At 73.5% G+C, this 16,489-nt stretch carries 17 protein-coding genes; 9 read left to right on the plus strand and 8 right to left on the minus strand.

Annotated elements, in window-relative coordinates; translation table 11 throughout:
* Window positions 1-35: 35 nt before the first annotated feature.
* The 4 genes from ACQP12_RS28200 to ACQP12_RS28215 form a co-directional block, all read right to left on the minus strand.
* The gene (locus ACQP12_RS28200) at window positions 36-659 is read right to left on the minus strand and encodes a PadR family transcriptional regulator (RefSeq protein ID WP_433283247.1); all 624 of its coding nucleotides are present in this window, start codon (window positions 657-659) and stop codon (window positions 36-38) included.
* Window positions 656-1,495 (minus strand): DUF4097 family beta strand repeat-containing protein, encoded by an 840-nt coding sequence (locus ACQP12_RS28205; RefSeq protein WP_433283248.1) that lies wholly within the window; start codon window positions 1,493-1,495, stop codon window positions 656-658. The genes ACQP12_RS28200 and ACQP12_RS28205 overlap by 4 nt, the downstream gene beginning before the upstream one ends.
* 110 nt (window positions 1,496-1,605) lie before the next feature.
* Window positions 1,606-2,517 carry a lysophospholipid acyltransferase family protein gene (locus ACQP12_RS28210; RefSeq protein ID WP_433283250.1) on the minus strand — a complete coding sequence of 304 codons (912 nt, stop codon included), beginning with the start codon at window positions 2,515-2,517 and terminating at the stop codon, window positions 1,606-1,608.
* Window positions 2,514-3,293 carry a GNAT family N-acetyltransferase gene (locus ACQP12_RS28215; protein WP_357938292.1) on the minus strand — a complete coding sequence of 260 codons (780 nt, stop codon included), beginning with the start codon at window positions 3,291-3,293 and terminating at the stop codon, window positions 2,514-2,516. Before ACQP12_RS28215 ends, ACQP12_RS28210 begins: the two co-directional genes overlap by 4 nt.
* A gap of 176 nt (window positions 3,294-3,469) precedes the next feature.
* Between ACQP12_RS28215 and ACQP12_RS28220 the strand changes: the two genes are divergently transcribed.
* The 5 genes from ACQP12_RS28220 (at window position 3,470) to ACQP12_RS28240 (ending at window position 10,317) form a co-directional block, all read left to right on the plus strand.
* A complete protein-coding gene (locus ACQP12_RS28220) occupies window positions 3,470-4,126 on the plus strand; it encodes a hypothetical protein (protein ID WP_433283252.1) in 657 nt (218 codons plus the stop codon).
* 165 nt (window positions 4,127-4,291) lie between these two features.
* Window positions 4,292-5,230 carry an ABC transporter ATP-binding protein gene (locus tag ACQP12_RS28225; protein ID WP_357938296.1) on the plus strand — a complete coding sequence of 313 codons (939 nt, stop codon included), beginning with the start codon at window positions 4,292-4,294 and terminating at the stop codon, window positions 5,228-5,230.
* The gene (locus tag ACQP12_RS28230) at window positions 5,227-6,054 is read left to right on the plus strand and encodes an ABC transporter permease (protein ID WP_357938298.1); all 828 of its coding nucleotides are present in this window, start codon (window positions 5,227-5,229) and stop codon (window positions 6,052-6,054) included. The genes ACQP12_RS28225 and ACQP12_RS28230 overlap by 4 nt, the downstream gene beginning before the upstream one ends.
* Window positions 6,055-6,309: 255 nt before the next feature.
* Window positions 6,310-10,047, plus strand: a complete 3,738-nt coding sequence (locus ACQP12_RS28235; protein ID WP_433283253.1) for a multifunctional oxoglutarate decarboxylase/oxoglutarate dehydrogenase thiamine pyrophosphate-binding subunit/dihydrolipoyllysine-residue succinyltransferase subunit — start codon at window positions 6,310-6,312, stop codon at window positions 10,045-10,047.
* Window positions 10,048-10,137: 90 nt separating this feature from the next.
* Window positions 10,138-10,317: a DUF6104 family protein gene (locus tag ACQP12_RS28240; protein WP_091124467.1), complete on the plus strand. Its 180-nt coding sequence runs from the start codon at window positions 10,138-10,140 to the stop codon at window positions 10,315-10,317.
* Window positions 10,318-10,376: 59 nt separating this feature from the next.
* Here ACQP12_RS28240 and ACQP12_RS28245 read toward each other — a convergent pair whose 3' ends face one another.
* The 3 genes from ACQP12_RS28245 to ACQP12_RS28255 all read right to left on the minus strand — a co-directional run bounded on the left by ACQP12_RS28245 (window position 10,377) and on the right by ACQP12_RS28255 (window position 12,059).
* Window positions 10,377-10,895 (minus strand): TetR/AcrR family transcriptional regulator, encoded by a 519-nt coding sequence (locus tag ACQP12_RS28245; RefSeq protein ID WP_433283254.1) that lies wholly within the window; start codon window positions 10,893-10,895, stop codon window positions 10,377-10,379.
* A complete protein-coding gene (locus tag ACQP12_RS28250; RefSeq protein ID WP_433283255.1) occupies window positions 10,892-11,317 on the minus strand; it encodes a hypothetical protein in 426 nt (141 codons plus the stop codon). Before ACQP12_RS28250 ends, ACQP12_RS28245 begins: the two co-directional genes overlap by 4 nt.
* A gap of 166 nt (window positions 11,318-11,483) precedes the next feature.
* Window positions 11,484-12,059 carry a TetR/AcrR family transcriptional regulator gene (locus ACQP12_RS28255; RefSeq protein WP_433283257.1) on the minus strand — a complete coding sequence of 192 codons (576 nt, stop codon included), beginning with the start codon at window positions 12,057-12,059 and terminating at the stop codon, window positions 11,484-11,486.
* A 49-nt stretch (window positions 12,060-12,108) separates the two neighbouring features.
* On the opposite strand from ACQP12_RS28255, the gene ACQP12_RS28260 reads away from it, so the two are divergent.
* From ACQP12_RS28260 to ACQP12_RS28275, 4 genes are all read left to right on the plus strand, one after another.
* Window positions 12,109-12,612 carry a GNAT family N-acetyltransferase gene (locus tag ACQP12_RS28260; RefSeq protein ID WP_433283258.1) on the plus strand — a complete coding sequence of 168 codons (504 nt, stop codon included), beginning with the start codon at window positions 12,109-12,111 and terminating at the stop codon, window positions 12,610-12,612.
* A 153-nt stretch (window positions 12,613-12,765) separates the two neighbouring features.
* Entirely contained in the window at window positions 12,766-12,930 is a 165-nt protein-coding gene (locus ACQP12_RS28265; protein ID WP_433283259.1) for a hypothetical protein, read from the plus strand.
* A 71-nt stretch (window positions 12,931-13,001) separates the two neighbouring features.
* A complete protein-coding gene (gene pta, locus ACQP12_RS28270; protein WP_433283260.1) occupies window positions 13,002-15,068 on the plus strand; it encodes a phosphate acetyltransferase in 2,067 nt (688 codons plus the stop codon).
* Window positions 15,065-16,177: an acetate/propionate family kinase gene (locus ACQP12_RS28275; protein WP_433283262.1), complete on the plus strand. Its 1,113-nt coding sequence runs from the start codon at window positions 15,065-15,067 to the stop codon at window positions 16,175-16,177. The genes pta and ACQP12_RS28275 overlap by 4 nt, the downstream gene beginning before the upstream one ends.
* A gap of 111 nt (window positions 16,178-16,288) precedes the next feature.
* Here the strand turns inward: ACQP12_RS28275 and ACQP12_RS28280 are convergent, their stop codons facing one another.
* A complete protein-coding gene (locus ACQP12_RS28280) occupies window positions 16,289-16,465 on the minus strand; it encodes a hypothetical protein (protein ID WP_433283263.1) in 177 nt (58 codons plus the stop codon).
* Window positions 16,466-16,489: the final 24 nt, after the last annotated feature.

A 16,489-nucleotide genomic window follows, 5' to 3' on the forward strand; every position in this document is an offset into this window, starting at 1 on the left:
TGTCTCCCCCCGTGCGAGACACCCACGGGGCGCATCTAGCGGAGCAGCCGGCGGAGCCCGTCCAGGGCCCCGTCGAGCAGGCGGATGGCCGTGCGGAGCTGGGTGTCGGTGAGCCGGCCGGCCCGGACCAGCGCGCCGACCTCGACGGTGAACGCGGCCAGCCGCTGGTCGAACTCGGCCAGCAGGGGCGACTCGGCGGTCCGGCCCGGGCCGCCGTTGCTCGGCGGGCGGGTGGTCGGCGGCGGGGGCGCCCAGCGGGCCTGCCGGGTCTGCCGGGCCGCCTCGCGCAGCTCCCGCTTGAGGTCGCGCACCGAGCCGCGTACCTCGGTGCGGATCTCGCCGGCCAGCGCGGAGAGGTCCTCCACGGAGGCCGTGATGTCGGATTCCAGGGTGGCCAGCTCGCCGGCGCGCTGCCGCAGCTCGGCCCGGCCCGCCTCGGTGATCTCGTAGACCTTGCGGCCACCGGCGGCGGTGTGGCTCACCAGCCCCTCCACCTCCAGCCGTTGCAGCCGGGGATAGATGGTGCCGGCGCTGGGCGCGTAGAGGCCGAGGAAGCGGTCCTCCAGCAGGCGGATCAGCTCGTACCCGTGCTTCGGGCCGTCGTCGAGCAGCTTGAGCAGGTAGAGCCGGAGCCGCCCGTGACTGAACACGGCGGTCACGGCAGCTCCTCCCCCTCGTCGGCGTCCTCGACGGGACGGGCGAGCAGCGCGATGCTGCCGGACGTCGCGGACGCCCAGAGCTTACCGGCGCCCCCGCCGAGCACCCCGTGGCTGTCCTTCACCGCGCCGAACCCGTGCTGGCCGCCGCAGATCTGCGGGAAGCCGCTGGTGATCCGGCCGGAGGTGGTGTGCAGGTGCACGGTGAGGTCGCTGTCCTCGCGGACGCGGACCGTGATGCTGCCGGAGATGGCGCTGAGCCGGATCTCGCTGCCCCGCGGGTTGTCCAGGTCGCAGGTGATCGATCCGGAGACGGCGTGGGCGCGCACCCGCTCGGGCGCGCTGTCGGCGAGGATCAGCTCGCCGGAGACCGTCTCCAGGGTGAGGTCGCCGCCGACGCCGAGCGCCTCCACCGGGCCGGAGGTGACCTTCGCGGAGGTGCGACCGCGCAGCCCCATGAGGGTGACCTGGCCGGAGGTGACGTCGACCCGGGTGTCCCGGCGGAGGCCCGAGGCGACCAGCGAGCCGTCCACCAGCTGCAGGTCGGCCAGCACGTGCGCGGGGACGGCGATGGACACCTCGGCCCGGAACCGGCGGCCGAGCTGGCCGAGCCACCAGAGCACCCCGGGCCAGCGGGGCATCCGCTCGTGGCCGACGGTGAGCCGGCCGTCGCGCAGCTCGACGCGGACCGGTTGCCGGCTGAGCCGGGTGACGTCGACCCGGGCCGGTCCGTCGGCGGCGACCACGTTGAGCCGGCCGCTGACGAGTCGGACGTCCAGCCGGGTGACCGGCTCGTCCAGGGTGAGCCGTTGCGGGCTGTCGACCATCCAGGTGGTCATGGCGTCCTCCCCTCGGTGACGCGCCGGTCGGCGGCGCGTCGAGTGACGGGAGAAGCATAACGCGATACATCGCGACTGAACAAGACTGTCGCGACTGTATCGCGTACGCGTCAGGCCACCAGGTCCAGACCCGCCTCCGCCCCGACCGGGACCGGCGCCACCGGCCGGACCACCCGCACGCCGGTCGCCGGACGCCGGGCGGGCACGCGGACCGGGGTCAGGTGGATCGCCGACTCGGCCGCCCGGGCCAGCACCCGCCGGTCCGCCCCGTCGGCCGGGTGCAGCGCCGCGGCCACCGTCACCGCCACGCTCAGGTCCCGCGCGCCCAGCACCCGGCGGACCGACTCCCAGAGCGTCTCCTCGCCGAGGAAGGCCGGCAGGGTGCTCGCGTCGCCCGCGTACCGGTAGGCGAGCCGGAGCGGGACCACCGGCGCGCCGGCGGCCACCGCGGCCTGGAACACCGCGGGCCGGAAGCCCCGGCCGGGCCGGCAGCCGGCCGCCGCGCCGCACCAGGTCGTGCCCTCCGGGAACACCGCCACGGAGTGGCCGGCCCGCAGCGCGCCGGCCACCCGGCCGACGGTCGCCGGCAGGTCGCGCGGCCGGGACCGGTCGACGAAGACCGTGCCGGCCGCGGCGGCCAGCGGGCCCAGCACCGGCCAGTCGCGGACCTCCCGCTTCGCCAGCATCCGGGCCGGGGCGACCGCGAGCACCGCGAGGATGTCCAGCCAGGAGACGTGGTTGGCGACCAGCAGCGCCGGCGCGCGGGGCAGCCGGCCCCGGACCGTCGGCCGCACGCCGAGGGCGCGCAGCGTGCCCCGGGCCCAGCCGCGCAGCACGGCCCGCCGGTCGCGGGGCGGCAGCAACGGCAGCAGCACGGCCAGGCCGGCCCCGGCCAACAGCATCCCGAGTACGCCGACCAGCCGCCCCACCCGGCGCGACAGCGGCACGTCCGGCACGGTGGCCGGCGGCAGGCAGCCCGGCCCGCAGCCCGACGCGGGGCGCCAGAGCCCGTCGCCGCTCACGACGCCGCCCCGCCCAGGAAGTGCCTCAGGTAGCGCGGGTTCATCCGGTCCAGGGAGAACAGCACGTAGAAGTCGGCGCAGGCGAAGTCCGGGTCGTACGCCGGCTCCCCGCACACCCAGGCGCCGAGCCGCAGGTAACCGCGGAGCAGCGGCGGGACGAGCGCGCGGCGCTCGGCGCCCTCGGGCGACCGGCCGGGGTCGAGGGCGGCCGGCTCGGCGAACCAGGGGCGGCGGGGCGTCACGCGCAGCGGCGGCGGCGCCAGGTGCCGGGCGGCGACCTGGGACCAGACCTCGGCGGCGGCGGTCCCGCCGTCGGCCACCGGCACCGAGGCGCAGCCGCCCAGCCAGCGGGAGCCGCGCAGGTGCAGGTAGCGGGTGATCCCGGCCCACATCAGGTTGATCACGGCGCCGGAGCGGTGGTCCGGGTGCACGCAGGACCGGCCCGCCTCGACCAGGCCGTCGCGGAGCGGGGCCAGGGGGGTCAGGTCGAACTCGCCGTCGGCGTACCGGCGGTCGGTGCGTCCGGGCGGCAGCAGCCGGTAGGTGCCGACCACCTCGTCGGTGCCCTCGCGCAGCACGACCAGGTGGTCGCAGTGCGCGTCGAACTCGTCGGTGTCGAGCCCGGCGGCCCCCGGGTGCAGGGTGGCGCCGAGCTCGCTCGCGAACACCTCGTGACGCAGGCGTTGCGCGGCCGCGACCAGGGTCGGGTCGTCGGCGATCAGCAGGGTGTATCCGCTGGTCGTGAGGGGTGCGCCAGCGGCGTGCAGAACGGCCATGGGTATCTGTGTAAGGTGCCCGGGTGCCGGCCCCGGGGATGAGGGGTGTCGATCCGGTGAACGCCGGCCGGCGCTCCGGCACACCCCCTCACCTGCGGCGAGCCGGCACCGGCGTGCGAGGCTGCCCGGGCGGGACCGGCGCCGAGGCCGCCCGCCGGACCCCCGGGAGGTGTCACGTGATCATCGAGGCCCGTTTCCAGGGACCGGACGGCTCGGGCAACGGCGGCTGGAGCGCCGGGATCTTCGCGGGCGCGGTGGACGACCGGGGCCCGGTGGAGGTCACCCTGCGCCGGCCGCCGCCGCTGGAGACCCCGCTGACCGTGGTCGACGGCGAGGTCCGCGACCCGGACGGCCAGGTGATCGCCCAGGTACGCCGGGTCGAGCCGGTCGACGCCGTGGTCCCGCCGGTGGACCGGCCGACGGCCGAGGCGGCCGCCAAGGCGTACCCGGGTCTGGTGGACCACCCCTTCCCCGGCTGCTACGTCTGCGGGCCGGCGAACCCGGCGGGGCTGCGGATCTTCCCGGGCCGGCTGCCGGACGGGCGGACCGCCGCGCCGTTCCGGGCCCCGGCCGAGGTGGTGCCCGCGACCGTGTGGGCGGCGCTGGACTGCCCCGGCGGCTGGGCGGTGATCGCGCCCGGCCGCCCGTACGTCCTGGGCCGGATCGCCGCGCAGGTCACCGCGCTGCCGCGCCCCGGCGACGAGTGCGTGGTGACCGGGGCGACGGTCGGCGGCGCGGGACGCAAGGCCGAGGTGCACTCCAGCCTCTACGGCCCGGACGGCGCGCTGCTCGGGCAGGCGCGGGCCACCTGGATCGCGCTGCCGCCGGCCTGACCTCTCCTACCTGCGGATGATCCGCTCCTGCCCCCGGGGGAGGAGGGCGTACGCATCCCGCCTGATTGACCCCCTTGCGCCAGGTTGGAAGGCTGTGCAACGGCGCCCCGCAACGGCGCCCCCCACCGGCGTGCGTCGAGCCCGCCGGGGTAGGAGAGGAGAACGATGTCCGACGGGCAGCCAAGCCCCAGCGCCGGGACCGGCCAGATCGTGGTGTCCGGGCTGACGAAGCAATACAAGAACGTCCGGGCGGTGGACAACCTGTCCTTCACCGTCCAGCCGGGCCGGGTCACCGGCTTCCTCGGCCCGAACGGCGCCGGTAAGACGACCACGCTGCGCATGCTGCTCAACCTGGTCACGCCGAACGCGGGCGAGGCCACCATCGGCGGCCACCGGTACGCCGACCTGGCCGACCCGCTGCGTACGGTGGGGGCGGTGCTGGAGGCGTCCAGCGCGCACAAGGGCCGCACCGGGATCAACCACCTGCGGGTGATCTGCGCGGCGGCGGGCCTGCCCCGCCAGCGGGCCGACGAGGCGCTCGCCCTGGTCGGGCTGACCCCGGCCGCGAAGCGCAAGTTCAAGGGCTACTCGCTGGGCATGAAGCAGCGGCTCGGCATCGCCGCCGCGATGCTCGGTGACCCGCGGGTGCTGATCCTCGACGAGCCGGCCAACGGCCTGGACCCGGAGGGGATCCGCTGGATGCGCGGCTTCCTCAAGGGGCTGGCCAGCGAGGGGCGCACGGTGCTGGTCTCCAGCCACCTGCTCTCCGAGATGCAGCTGCTCGCCGACGACGTCGTGATCATCGCGGCCGGCAAGCTGGTCCGGCAGGGGCCGGTCGAGCAGGTGATGGCGTCGATGACGCACGGCTCACGGATCCGGGTGCGGACCCCACAGGCCGAGGAGCTGACGGCGGCGCTGCGCGAGCAGTCGGCCACGGTGGACGCCGACGGGCACGGCGCGCTGCTGGTGAGCGGGGTGGACGCGCCGACGGTCGGCCGGGTGGCGCTGGCCGCCAAGGTGGAGCTGCACGAGCTGACCACCGAACGTCCCGACCTCGAAGGGGTCTTCCTGGAGCTGACGGCCGGAAAGGCGGAGATCCGATGAATCTGGTCCGGTCCGAGCTCCTCAAGATCCGTTCCACCAACACCTGGTGGATCTTCGCGCTGATCACGGTGCCGCTGTGGGCGCTCGCGCTGCTCTTCAACTGGTTGCAGACCGACGCCCTCACCAGCGGCAACGTGGGCGACGTGCCGGCCGACCAGGCCGACACGTTGCAGGCGGCCGGCGCCGCGGACAACCTGGCGGCCAACCTCTACACCAACGGGCAGTTCTTCGGGCTGCTCATCGTGATGCTGCTGGGCATCGTGGTGGTGACCAGCGAGTTCTTCCACCAGACGGTGACCACCACGTTCCTCACGGCACCCCACCGCACCGCGGTGATGCTGGCCAAGCTGGCCGCGGCCGGCGTGCTGGCGCTGTTCTTCTGGATCGCCACCACGGTGCTCAACCTGATCTTCGCGCCGCTGATCCTGAACGCGGTGGACGTCGGCTCGCAGCTCGGCAGCGGGGCGATCTGGCGCGCGATCGCGCTCAACGGGCTGGCCTACCTGCTCTGGTCGGTGCTCGGCGTCGGGCTCGGCGTGCTGATCCGCAGCCAGATCGGCGCCACGGTGACCGGCATCCTGCTCTACCTGGGCGGCACCATCGGCGCCGCCATCGCCATCAGCCTGCTGGCCCAGCGCTTCGGTGACTGGATCAACAAGCTGCAGCTGCTGGTGCCGTCGCTGGCGTCCGGCCTGATGGTGGGCGGCGACACGGACATCCCGGGCAACCCGCCCCAGTGGGCCGGCGCCGCGGTGCTGATCGGTTACGCCGTGCTGACCGGCGTGATCGGCGTGCTGACCATCCGGCGTCGCGACATCTCCTGAGTCGGCTGCCCCGGACGGCCCCGGCCGGTGACCCAGCGTCACCGGCCGGGGCCGTCCTGCCTAGCAGGAGTGGACGGGACACGCAGCGTTTGCCGAACTTCTGGCATCTTCTGTGAAACGGACCACCAGCCGGAGGCGAGAATGCCTGCGTCGATCGCACGGCGTAGCCTGGGACCCGTCTCTCGTACGCCCGGAAACGGGCCCGGGAGCGCCCGCGTGACATTCACAACCGCGTGAAAGAGGCGATTAGCGGCCGTGTCGACCCAGCAGACTTCGCAGGAGAACCCACTGGCGGGTTTCGGCCCGAACGAGTGGATCGTCGAGGAGATGTACCAGCGCTATCTCGCCGACCCCTCGAGCGTCGACTCGGCCTGGCACGACTTCTTCGCGGACTACCGGCCGGCGCCCGGCGCCGCCACCCCGCGCCCTGAGGCCCAGGCCGCCCAGGCCGCCCCGGCCGTCCGTCCCGAGCCGGCCGAGCAGCAGGAGGCCGTCGCCACGGTCGACCAGCAGCCTGCCGCCAAGGCCGCGCCGGCACCGGCGAAGCCGGCCGCCAAGCCGGCCGCGAAGGCTCCGGAGCCGGCCCCGGCCAAGAAGGCTGCCCCGGCCAAGCCGGCCGCGAAGGCGCCGACCGCGAGCGCCGCCGGCACCACCCCGCTGCGCGGGGTCGCCGCCAAGATCGTGCAGAACATGGACGCCTCGCTCGCCGTGCCGACCGCCACCAGCGTCCGCGCGGTGCCGGCGAAGCTGCTGGTGGACAACCGCATCGTGATCAACAACCACCTGGCGCGCGGCCGCGGCGGCAAGGTGAGCTTCACCCACCTCATCGGCTACGCGATGGTCCGGGCGCTGGTCGAGCACCCGGAGATGAACAACTCCTTCGCCGAGGTCGACGGCAAGCCGGCGATGGTCCGCCCCGAGCACGTCAACCTGGGCATCGCCATCGACCTGGCCAAGCCGGACGGCTCCCGCAACCTGGTGGTGCCCTCCATCAAGGGCTGCGAGCAGATGGACTTCCGGCAGTTCTGGCAGGCGTACGAGGACGTGGTCCGGCGCGCCCGCCGCAACGAGCTGACCATGGAGGACTACGCCGGCACCACGATCTCGCTGACCAACCCGGGCGGCATCGGCACGGTCCACTCGATCCCGCGCCTCATGCAGGGCCAGAGCGCCATCATCGGCGTCGGCGCCATGGAGTACCCGGCGCCCTACCAGGGGATGAGCGAGGCGACCCTGGCCGACCTCGCGGTCAGCAAGATCATCACGCTGACCAGCACGTACGACCACCGGATCATCCAGGGCGCGCAGTCCGGCGAGTTCCTCAAGGTGATGCACGAGCTGCTGCTCGGCGAGCGCGGCTTCTACGACCAGATCTTCACCTCCCTGCGCCTCCCCTACGAGCCGGTGCGCTGGGTGCAGGACGTGGCCGTCGACTCCGAGGGCCAGATCAACAAGACCGCGCGGGTGCACGAGCTGATCCACGCGTACCGGGTGCGCGGCCACCTGATGGCCGACACCGACCCGCTGGAGTTCAAGATCCGCAAGCACCCGGACCTGGACGTCCTCCAGCACGGGCTGACCCTGTGGGACCTGGACCGGGTCTTCCCGGTCAACGGCTTCGCCGGCCGGCAGCGGATGAAGCTGCGCTCGATCCTCGGCGTGCTGCGCGACTCGTACTGCCGCCGGGTCGGCATCGAGTACATGCACATCCAGGACCCGGAGGAGCGGCGCTGGATCCAGGAGCGGGTCGAGCGCAAGTACGAGAAGCCCAGCGCGGACGAGCAGAAGCACGTGCTCAACCGGCTCAACGCCGCCGAGGCCTTCGAGACCTTCCTCCAGACCAAGTACGTCGGCCAGAAGCGCTTCTCGCTGGAGGGCGGCGAGTCGCTGATCCCGCTGCTCGGCGAGGTCCTGGAGTGCTCCGCCGAGGGCGGCCTCGACGAGGTCGTGATCGGCATGGCGCACCGCGGCCGGCTCAACGTGCTGGCCAACATCGTCGGCAAGCCGTACGAGAAGATCTTCTCCGAGTTCGAGGGGCACCTCGACCCGCGCTCCACCCAGGGCTCGGGCGACGTGAAGTACCACCTCGGCCAGAACGGCAAGTTCACCACCCCGGACGGCGCGCACGCGGTCAAGGTGTCGGTGGTGGCGAACCCGTCGCACCTGGAGGCCGTGGACCCGGTGCTGGAGGGCATCGTCCGGGCCAAGCAGGACCGGATCGACCTCAAGCTGGAGGGCTACACCGTGCTGCCGCTGGCGGTGCACGGTGACGCCGCCTTCGCCGGCCAGGGCGTGGTCGCCGAGACCCTCAACCTGTCCCAGCTGCGCGGCTACCGCACCGGCGGCACCGTGCACGTGGTGGTCAACAACCAGGTCGGCTTCACCACCGCCCCGGAATACAGCCGGTCCAGCCTCTACAGCACCGACGTGGCCCGGATGATCCAGGCGCCGATCTTCCACGTCAACGGCGACGACCCCGAGGCAGTCGTCCGGGTGGCCCGGCTCGCCTTCGAGTACCGGCAGGCGTTCAACAAGGACGTCGTGATCGACATGGTCTGCTACCGCCGGCGCGGGCACAACGAGGGCGACGACCCCTCGATGTCCAACCCCCAGATGTACAAGATCATCGACTCGAAGCGGTCGGTCCGGAAGCTCTACACCGAGGAGCTCATCGGGCGGGGCGACATCACCGTGGAGGACGCGGAGGAGCTGCTGCGCGACTACCAGTCGCAGTTGGAGCGGGTCTTCAAGGCCACCCGCGACGCCGCCACCACGCCGCGCCAGCTCAGCCGGCCGCGCCGCGAGGACGAGCCGGAGCCGCAGGTCGACACCGCCACCGACATCGCCGTGGTCAAGGCGATCGGCGAGGCGCACGTCAACCTGCCGGAGGGCTTCACCCCGCACAAGCGGATCCAGCAGCTGCTGGAGCGTCGGCGCAAGATGTCCGTCGAGGGCGGCATCGACTGGGGCTTCGGCGAGATCATCGCGTTCGGCGCGCTGCTGCACGACGGGGTCACCGTCCGGCTCGCCGGGCAGGACTCCCGCCGCGGCACCTTCGTCCAGCGGCACGCGTCGGTGGTCGACGCGCAGACCGGCGACGACTACCTGCCGCTGAAGTCGCTCACCGCCGACGGCGAGCGGTCCCGCTTCTTCGTGCACGACTCGCTGCTCTCCGAGTACGCCGCCATGGGCTTCGAGTACGGCTACTCGGTGGAGAACATCAACGCGCTGGTCGCCTGGGAGGCGCAGTTCGGTGACTTCGTCAACGGCGCCCAGTCGGTGATCGACGAGTTCATCTCGTCGGGCGAGGTGAAGTGGGGCCAGCGCTCCGCGATCACCCTGCTGCTGCCGCACGGGCACGAGGGCCAGGGCCCCGACCACACCTCCGGTCGCCCGGAGCGGTTCCTCCAGCTCTGCGCCGAGGACAACATGCGGGTGGCCATCCCGACCACCCCGGCGAGCTACTTCCACCTGCTGCGCCGCCAGGCCCTGTCGTCGAAGCGCAAGCCGCTGGTGGTGTTCACGCCGAAGTCGCTGCTGCGCCACAAGCTCTGCGTGTCGCAGGTGGAGGACTTCACCACGGGCACCTTCCAGCCGGTGCTGGCCGACACCGCCGCCCCGGCGCCAGAGCAGGTGAAGCGGGTGCTGCTCTGCTCGGGCAAGGTCTACTACGACCTGTTCCAGGCCCGGCAGGAGCGGGGTGTGACCGACACGGTGATCCTGCGGATGGAGCAGCTCTACCCGCTGCCCGTCGAGGAGGTCCGGGCCGCCCTGTCGCAGTACCCGAACGCCGAGGACTTCGCCTGGGTCCAGGAGGAGCCGGCCAACCAGGGCGCCTGGTCGTTCGTCGCGCTCAACCTGCTGGAGCACCTGCCCGAGGTCCGGCTGCGCCGCATCTCGCGGCCGGCCGCCGCCGCGCCGGCGGTCGGCTCGGCGAAGATGCACGAGGTCGAGCAGAACGCGCTGATCGAGGCGGCTCTCCCCCGCCCGTGACCTGACCGCACCGCCGGCACGAGGGGCAGCGACCGTACGACGGCCGCTGCCCCTCGTCCCGTGCGGCCCTTCTCCCGCGAGAGGACGCAGATGTACTTCACCGACCGTGGCATCGAGGAACTTGTCGAGCGCCGGGGCGAGGAGCAGGTCAGCCTGGAGTGGCTGGGCGAGCGGCTCCGTGACTTCGTCGACCTGAACCCGGAGTTCGAGACTCCGATCGAGCGGTTCGCCACCTGGCTGGCCCGGCTCGACGACGAGGACGACGAGTGACCGGCTGACCTTCCTCTCGGGTGGGCGATGACCACGCCCGCCCGCCGCCGGCCGGATGGTCAGCCCGTCGCGCCCGCGCCGGGTTCGGCGGCGACCCGCTCGGCCATGGCGCGTGCCCACACCGCGTCGAGATCCGCCCCGGGCGGGAACCGGCCGGCCAGCTCCAGGTCGACCAGCCCGTGTGCCAGGCCCCAGAGCGCGCGTGCCGCGGTCAGGTCACCCCCGGTCACCCGGAGCAGGGGCGCCGCGGCAGCCGCCTCCACGCCGGGTGCCAGGCGCTCGCGCGCCAGCGGCAGTCGGGTGGCGATCTCGTACAGCCGGGGATGCCGGAGCGCCCAGGCACGGTACGCGGCGGCGAGGGACGGCAGGTCGGGCGCCGCCTCCAGGGCCGCGGCGAGCCGCTGCAGCGCCCGCTGCTGCAGGGCGGCCTCGATCTCGGACTTCCCCGCGACGTGCTTGTACAACGACGGGGCCTGGATGCCCAGTTCGTCGGCGAGCCGGCGCATCGTGACGGCCCCCGGCCCCGCACGCTCCAGCAGGCGTTCGGCCACGTCGACGATCTCCTCGCGGCGGGTCACCGGCGCGGCTCCGCCACCCAGCCTCGGCAGAGCACGAGCGCCAGGACGAGCAGCACCGACAGGGCGCCGTCGAAGACCAGGATGCTGCCGGTCCCCTCGATCGCGGTGTTCCGGCTGTAGGCCAGCGCGGTCACCGTCATGGCCACCTTGTGGAAGATGACCAGCGCCCACACCCCCCGGTGACCCTGTGGACGCACGGCCAGCAGGGCGAAGAGCCCGGCGAAGACCACGAAGCCGTACGCCCGCCACGTCTCGACCACCTTGACGGCCGGCTCCGCGTCGGCGACCGCGCCGTACGCCCCCAGTGCCGCCGCCAGCGCTCCGACCGCCGCCAGCCAGAGCAGCACCCGGCCGATCCTGTCCCGGACGCCCCCGCCGTCGGTCGTCGCCGGTCGGGTCTCCACGGTCGTCGCTGCGGTCATCACGGCACGCCCTCTCTTGGCTAACGCTGTTAGCTTAGACGTTAGCTAATGATGTTAGCCGGGTCAAGCGGCAACCCAGCGACCCTCGGGCGCTGGGTACCGCGGCCTCGTCCACCGAGAGGCGGAACGCCTTCGTCGACGAAGAGCAGGCCGGCGCCGGCCCGGCTCAGCGGGCCGCCGCTCCGAGCAGGACCAGGCAGCGCTCGACGACCGCGGTGGTCCGTTCGGCCTCGCCGGTGGCCAGCAGGTCGAGCAGGGCGCCGCGCAGCAGCGCCAGGGCGAGGACCGGGTCAGCGCCCGCGCTGTCGGCCCGGCCGCCCACCTCGGCGAGCAGCCCGAGCCAGTCCTCCACCGTCTGCCGGGCGAATCCCGCCCACGGTCCGTCCGGCTCGCTGAGCGAGCGGGCGTACGCCTGGACCCAGAGGACCAGCATCGGGCGGTGCGCCGGATCAACGAGCCAGCCCCAGGCCGTCCGCACCGCTGCGACGAAGTCGTCGGAGCCGCCCGCGTCCCGGGCCCGCCGGAGCGCGGCCAGCTCGTCGGCCCTGGCCCGGCCGAGCAGGGCGCGGATCAACTGGTCCTTGGAGCCGAAGAGGAAGAGCAGGACCCGGGGGCTGGACCCAATGGCGGCGGCGAGCGGGCGCAGCGACAGCTCGGCCAGCCCGTGCGCCAGGACGTACTGGTACGCCCGTTCCAGGAGTTCGTCGCGGCGGGCGCTGGGGGGTCGCTCGTGCTGGCTCACAGCGCTACTCTGCCACTGAAACGACTGTTTCAGTAGTGGAGGGGTTTCGATGAGCGCACAGGTCCTCATTCGTCCGCTGGGCCGTCCCGGCGACCTCGGCTGGGTGGTGCTGGCCCACGGCGAGACGTACGCGGCCGAGTTCGGTTGGGACACCAGCTTCGAGGCGCTCGTGGCGCGGATCGTCGCCGACTACGCCGCCGGCCACGACCCGGCGCGGGAGGCCGCCTGGATCGCCGAGCTCGACGGAAAGCGGGTCGGTTGCGTCTTCTGCGTCGCGGCCGATGAGCAGACGGCCCAGCTGCGGATCCTGCTGGTCGATCCCGCCGCCCGGGGACGGCGTCTCGGGGCCCGGTTGGTCGACGAGTGCCTCGCCTTCGCGCGGCGGGCGGGATACGCCCGCATCCGCCTCTGGACCAACCACCCTCTGGTCGCCGCCCGCGGCATCTACCTCTCCCGCGGCTTCCACCTCGTCGAGGAGGAACCACACCACAGTTTCGGCACGGACCTGACCGGGCAGGTGTACGAACGGGAGCTGGCAGCGGCCGGCGCCTAACGCCGACCGTTGACGGGGACGGCACCCGCAACGTCCACTGGAGAGAGCATCGACCGACGACGGGAAGGCGGCGATGAACCCCGAGCCCCGCAGGCCCCCGCAGGACGCCGTGACCGTCCGCCACCTGCGTCTCGGCGTCGGATCGTCGGCCTCGTGCACCAGGTCGCCGCCGGGGCGCTCTGGTGCGAGACGGTGGCCGTGTTCGCATTCGGCGCCGCCTGGGTGGCGAAGAGCGACGCGCTGTTCCGGGCCGCACAGCCCAGCGACGAACCGGGCGCGGACCGCGACCGCGGCACCGTCTCCCCCGCTCCCTCCTGAGCGAATACGGGTCCTCCGCCCTGGGCACAAGGACCCGAGCGAGGCACCCCGCGATCTTGTAGCGTGAGGTCGTGGCGCGCAGCGTGTACCTGACCAGCGTGGGGTCGGGCGGGGGCAAGTCGACGGTCGCGCTCGGGCTGGCCGAGCTGCTGTCCCGGCAGGTCGAGCGGATCGGCGCCTTCCGGCCGCTGGTCGCCGGCCAGCACCCCGACCCGATCCTCGCCCTGCTCACCGAGCGCTACCGGGTGCGGCTGCCGGTCGACGACCTGCACGGCGCGACCTACGCCGACGCCGCCGCCCTGGTCGCGGACGGCCGGCGGGAGGAGCTGATCGCCCGCATCGTGGCCCGCTACCGGGCGGTCGAACGACACTGCCCCGCCGTGGTCGTGGTGGGCAGCGACTTCGCCGACGGGGACGGCGCGGGCGCCCGCGAGCTGGCGTTCAACGCCCGGCTGGCGACCGAGTTCAGCAGCGTGGTGGTGCCCGTGGTGGACGGCTTCGGGCAGCCGCCCGAGGCGATCGCGGCGGCGCTGCGCGGGGCGTACCACGACCTGGAGGACCTGGGGGCGACGGTGGTCGCGGTGGTCGCCAACCGCGTCCCCGGGCCGATGACGCTGCCCGAGCTGCCCGTTCCCGCGCACGCCATCCCGGAGGTGCCGACCGTGTCGGCGCCGACGGTGGCCGAGGTGGCGGCGGCGCTCGGCGCCACCCTGCTCGCCGGCGACCAGGCCGCGCTGGATCGGGACGTGCTCGACTACGTGGTCGGCGCGGCGCACGTGCCCACCCTGCTGGACCACTTCACCGACGGGGCGCTGGTCATCACCCCGGGCGACCGGGACGACCTGCTGGTGGCCGCCGGCGCGGCGCACGTGGCCGGGCAGGTCTCCCTGGCCGGGCTGGTGCTGACGCTGGGCGAACAGCCCGACCCTCGGGCGATGCGGCTGTTCGAGGCGCTGAACACCGGGCTGGCCGTGCTCTCGGTGCCCAGCGACAGCTACGACACGGTCGCGGCGTCCAGCCGGATCGAGGGACGGCCCAGCGTGGCGAACCCCCGCAAGGTGGAGGCCGCGCTGGGCGCCTTCGAACGCTGCGTGGACACCGTCGACCTGGCCCGCCGGCTGCGGGTCAGCCGGTCGGAGCGGGTCACCCCGCTGATGTTCGAGAACGACCTCATCGACCGGGCCCGCGGGCAGCGCCGGCGGCTGGTGCTGCCCGAGGGCACCGAGGAGCGCATCCTCCGCGCCGCGGAGGTGCTGCTGCGCCGGGGCGTCGCCGACCTGACCCTGCTCGGACGCCCCGACGAGGTGGCGCGGCGCACCCGCGAGCTGGGCATCGACGTCGGCGACGCGCAGGTGGTCGACCCGGTCACCAGCGAGTGGCGGGACGAGTTCGCGGCCGTCTACGCGGAGCTGCGCGCGCACCGCGGCGTCACCGTCGAGCTGGCGCACGACATCGTGGCCCAGCCCAACTACTTCGGCACCATGATGGTGCAGACCGGCCGCGCCGACGGGATGGTCTCCGGGGCCACCCACACCACGGCGGCCACCATCCGGCCGGCCTTCGAGATCATCCGGACCGTGCCGGGCGTCTCCGTCGCCTCCAGCGTGTTCTTCATGCTGCTCGCCGACCGCGTGCTGGTCTACGGCGACTGCGCCGTCAACCCCGACCCGGACGCCGCCCAGCTCGCCGACATCGCGGTCTCCTCGGCCGACACGGCCGCCCGGTTCGGCATCGAGCCGCGGGTGGCCATGCTGTCCTACTCGACCGGTGATTCCGGCTTCGGCGCCGACGTGGAGAAGGTCGCAGCGGCCACCAAGCTGGTCCGGGAACGCCGGCCGGAGCTGCTCGTGGAGGGCCCGATCCAGTACGACGCGGCGATCGACCCGCAGGTCGCGGCCACCAAGCTGCCGGACAGCCCGGTGGCGGGGCGGGCCACGGTGTTCATCTTCCCGGACCTGAACACCGGCAACAACACCTACAAGGCGGTGCAGCGCTCGGCCGGCGCGGTGGCGGTCGGCCCGGTCATGCAGGGCCTGCGCCGGCCGGTCAACGACCTGTCCCGGGGCGCCACCGTGCCGGACATCGTCAACACGGTGGCGATCACCGCCATCCAGGCCGCCGCCGGGGAGTCGGAATGAGCCGGATCCTGGTCCTCAACTGCGGGTCCTCGTCGGTCAAGTACCGCCTCTACGACGGCGCCGAGGTCCGGGACAAGGGCACCGTCGAGCGGGTCGGCGAGCCGGGCGGCGGGCCGGCCGACCACGAGACGACGGTGCGGCAGATCATCGAGGGGCTCGACCTGGCGGGGCTGGCCGGGGTGGGGCACCGGGTGGTGCACGGCGGGCGGAAGTTCAGCGAACCGGTGCGGATCGGCGACGCGGTCGTGGCCGCCATCGAGGACCTGGTTCCCCTGGCCCCGCTGCACAACCCGGCCAACCTGGCCGGCATCCGGGTGGCGCGGGAGGCGCTGCCGGACACCCCGCAGGTCGCCGTCTTCGACACCGCGTTCCACCACACCCTGTCCGAGGCCGCCGCCACGTACGCCATCGACCGGGAGACCGCCGAGCGGTACGGCGTGCGCCGCTACGGCTTCCACGGCACCTCGCACGCGTACGTCTCGCGGCGCACGGCCGAACTGCTCGGCCGGCCGTACGGCGAGCTGAACACGATCACCCTGCACCTCGGCAACGGGGCGAGCGCCTGCGCGGTCGAGGGCGGGCGGAGCGTGGCCACCTCGATGGGCATGTCCCCGCTGGAGGGCCTGGTCATGGGCACCCGCAGCGGCGACATCGACCCGACGATCGTCTTCCACCTGCGCCGCGAGGCCGGCATGGGCGTGGACGACATCGACGACCTGCTCAACCACCGCAGCGGCCTGCTCGGGCTGACCGGGGCCAACGACATGCGGGAGGTGCTGGCCCGCCGGGATGCCGGCGACCCGGCCGCCGCCCTCGCGTTCGACGTCTACCGCCGCCGGATCACCGGGTACGTGGGCGCGTACTACGCCCTGCTCGGGCGGGTCGACGCGGTCACCTTCACGGCCGGCGTCGGCGAGCACGCCGCCCCGGTCCGCGCCGCGGCGCTGGCCGGCCTGGACCGGCTCGGTATCGCCGTGGACCCGGCGCGCAACGCCGGCAGCGGCGACCGGGTCATCTCCCCCGACGGCGCCGAGGTGACGGTCTGCGTGATCGCCACCGACGAGGAGCGCGAGATCGCCCGGCAGACCCGGGACGTGCTCGGCGTGTGACCGACGCCCGCCGGGTGCCCGGTCCGGGCTTCTCCGGCGATCATGAAGTTGACGGCGACGAATCAGGCGATTCGCGCCGCTAACCTCATGATCGACACGTGGGGCCGGGGGTCAGCCCAGGGTCAGCCAGGCGATGAGGGCGACCACCACGACGGCGGCCACGCCGATGCCGGCGAACAGCGGCAGGCGGGAGGGTGTCTCCGCGGCCGTCGCCGCGCTGTCGGGCGAGTCCATGAAGGCGCGGAACTGCGCGGTGTTGCCACTGGGGTCGGTGTAGTTCTCAGCCATGCGCGTGACCCTAGCGAAGCCGGG

It is taken from the genome of Micromonospora sp. CA-244673, assembly GCF_050948395.1.
Taxonomy (GTDB): domain Bacteria; phylum Actinomycetota; class Actinomycetes; order Mycobacteriales; family Micromonosporaceae; genus Micromonospora.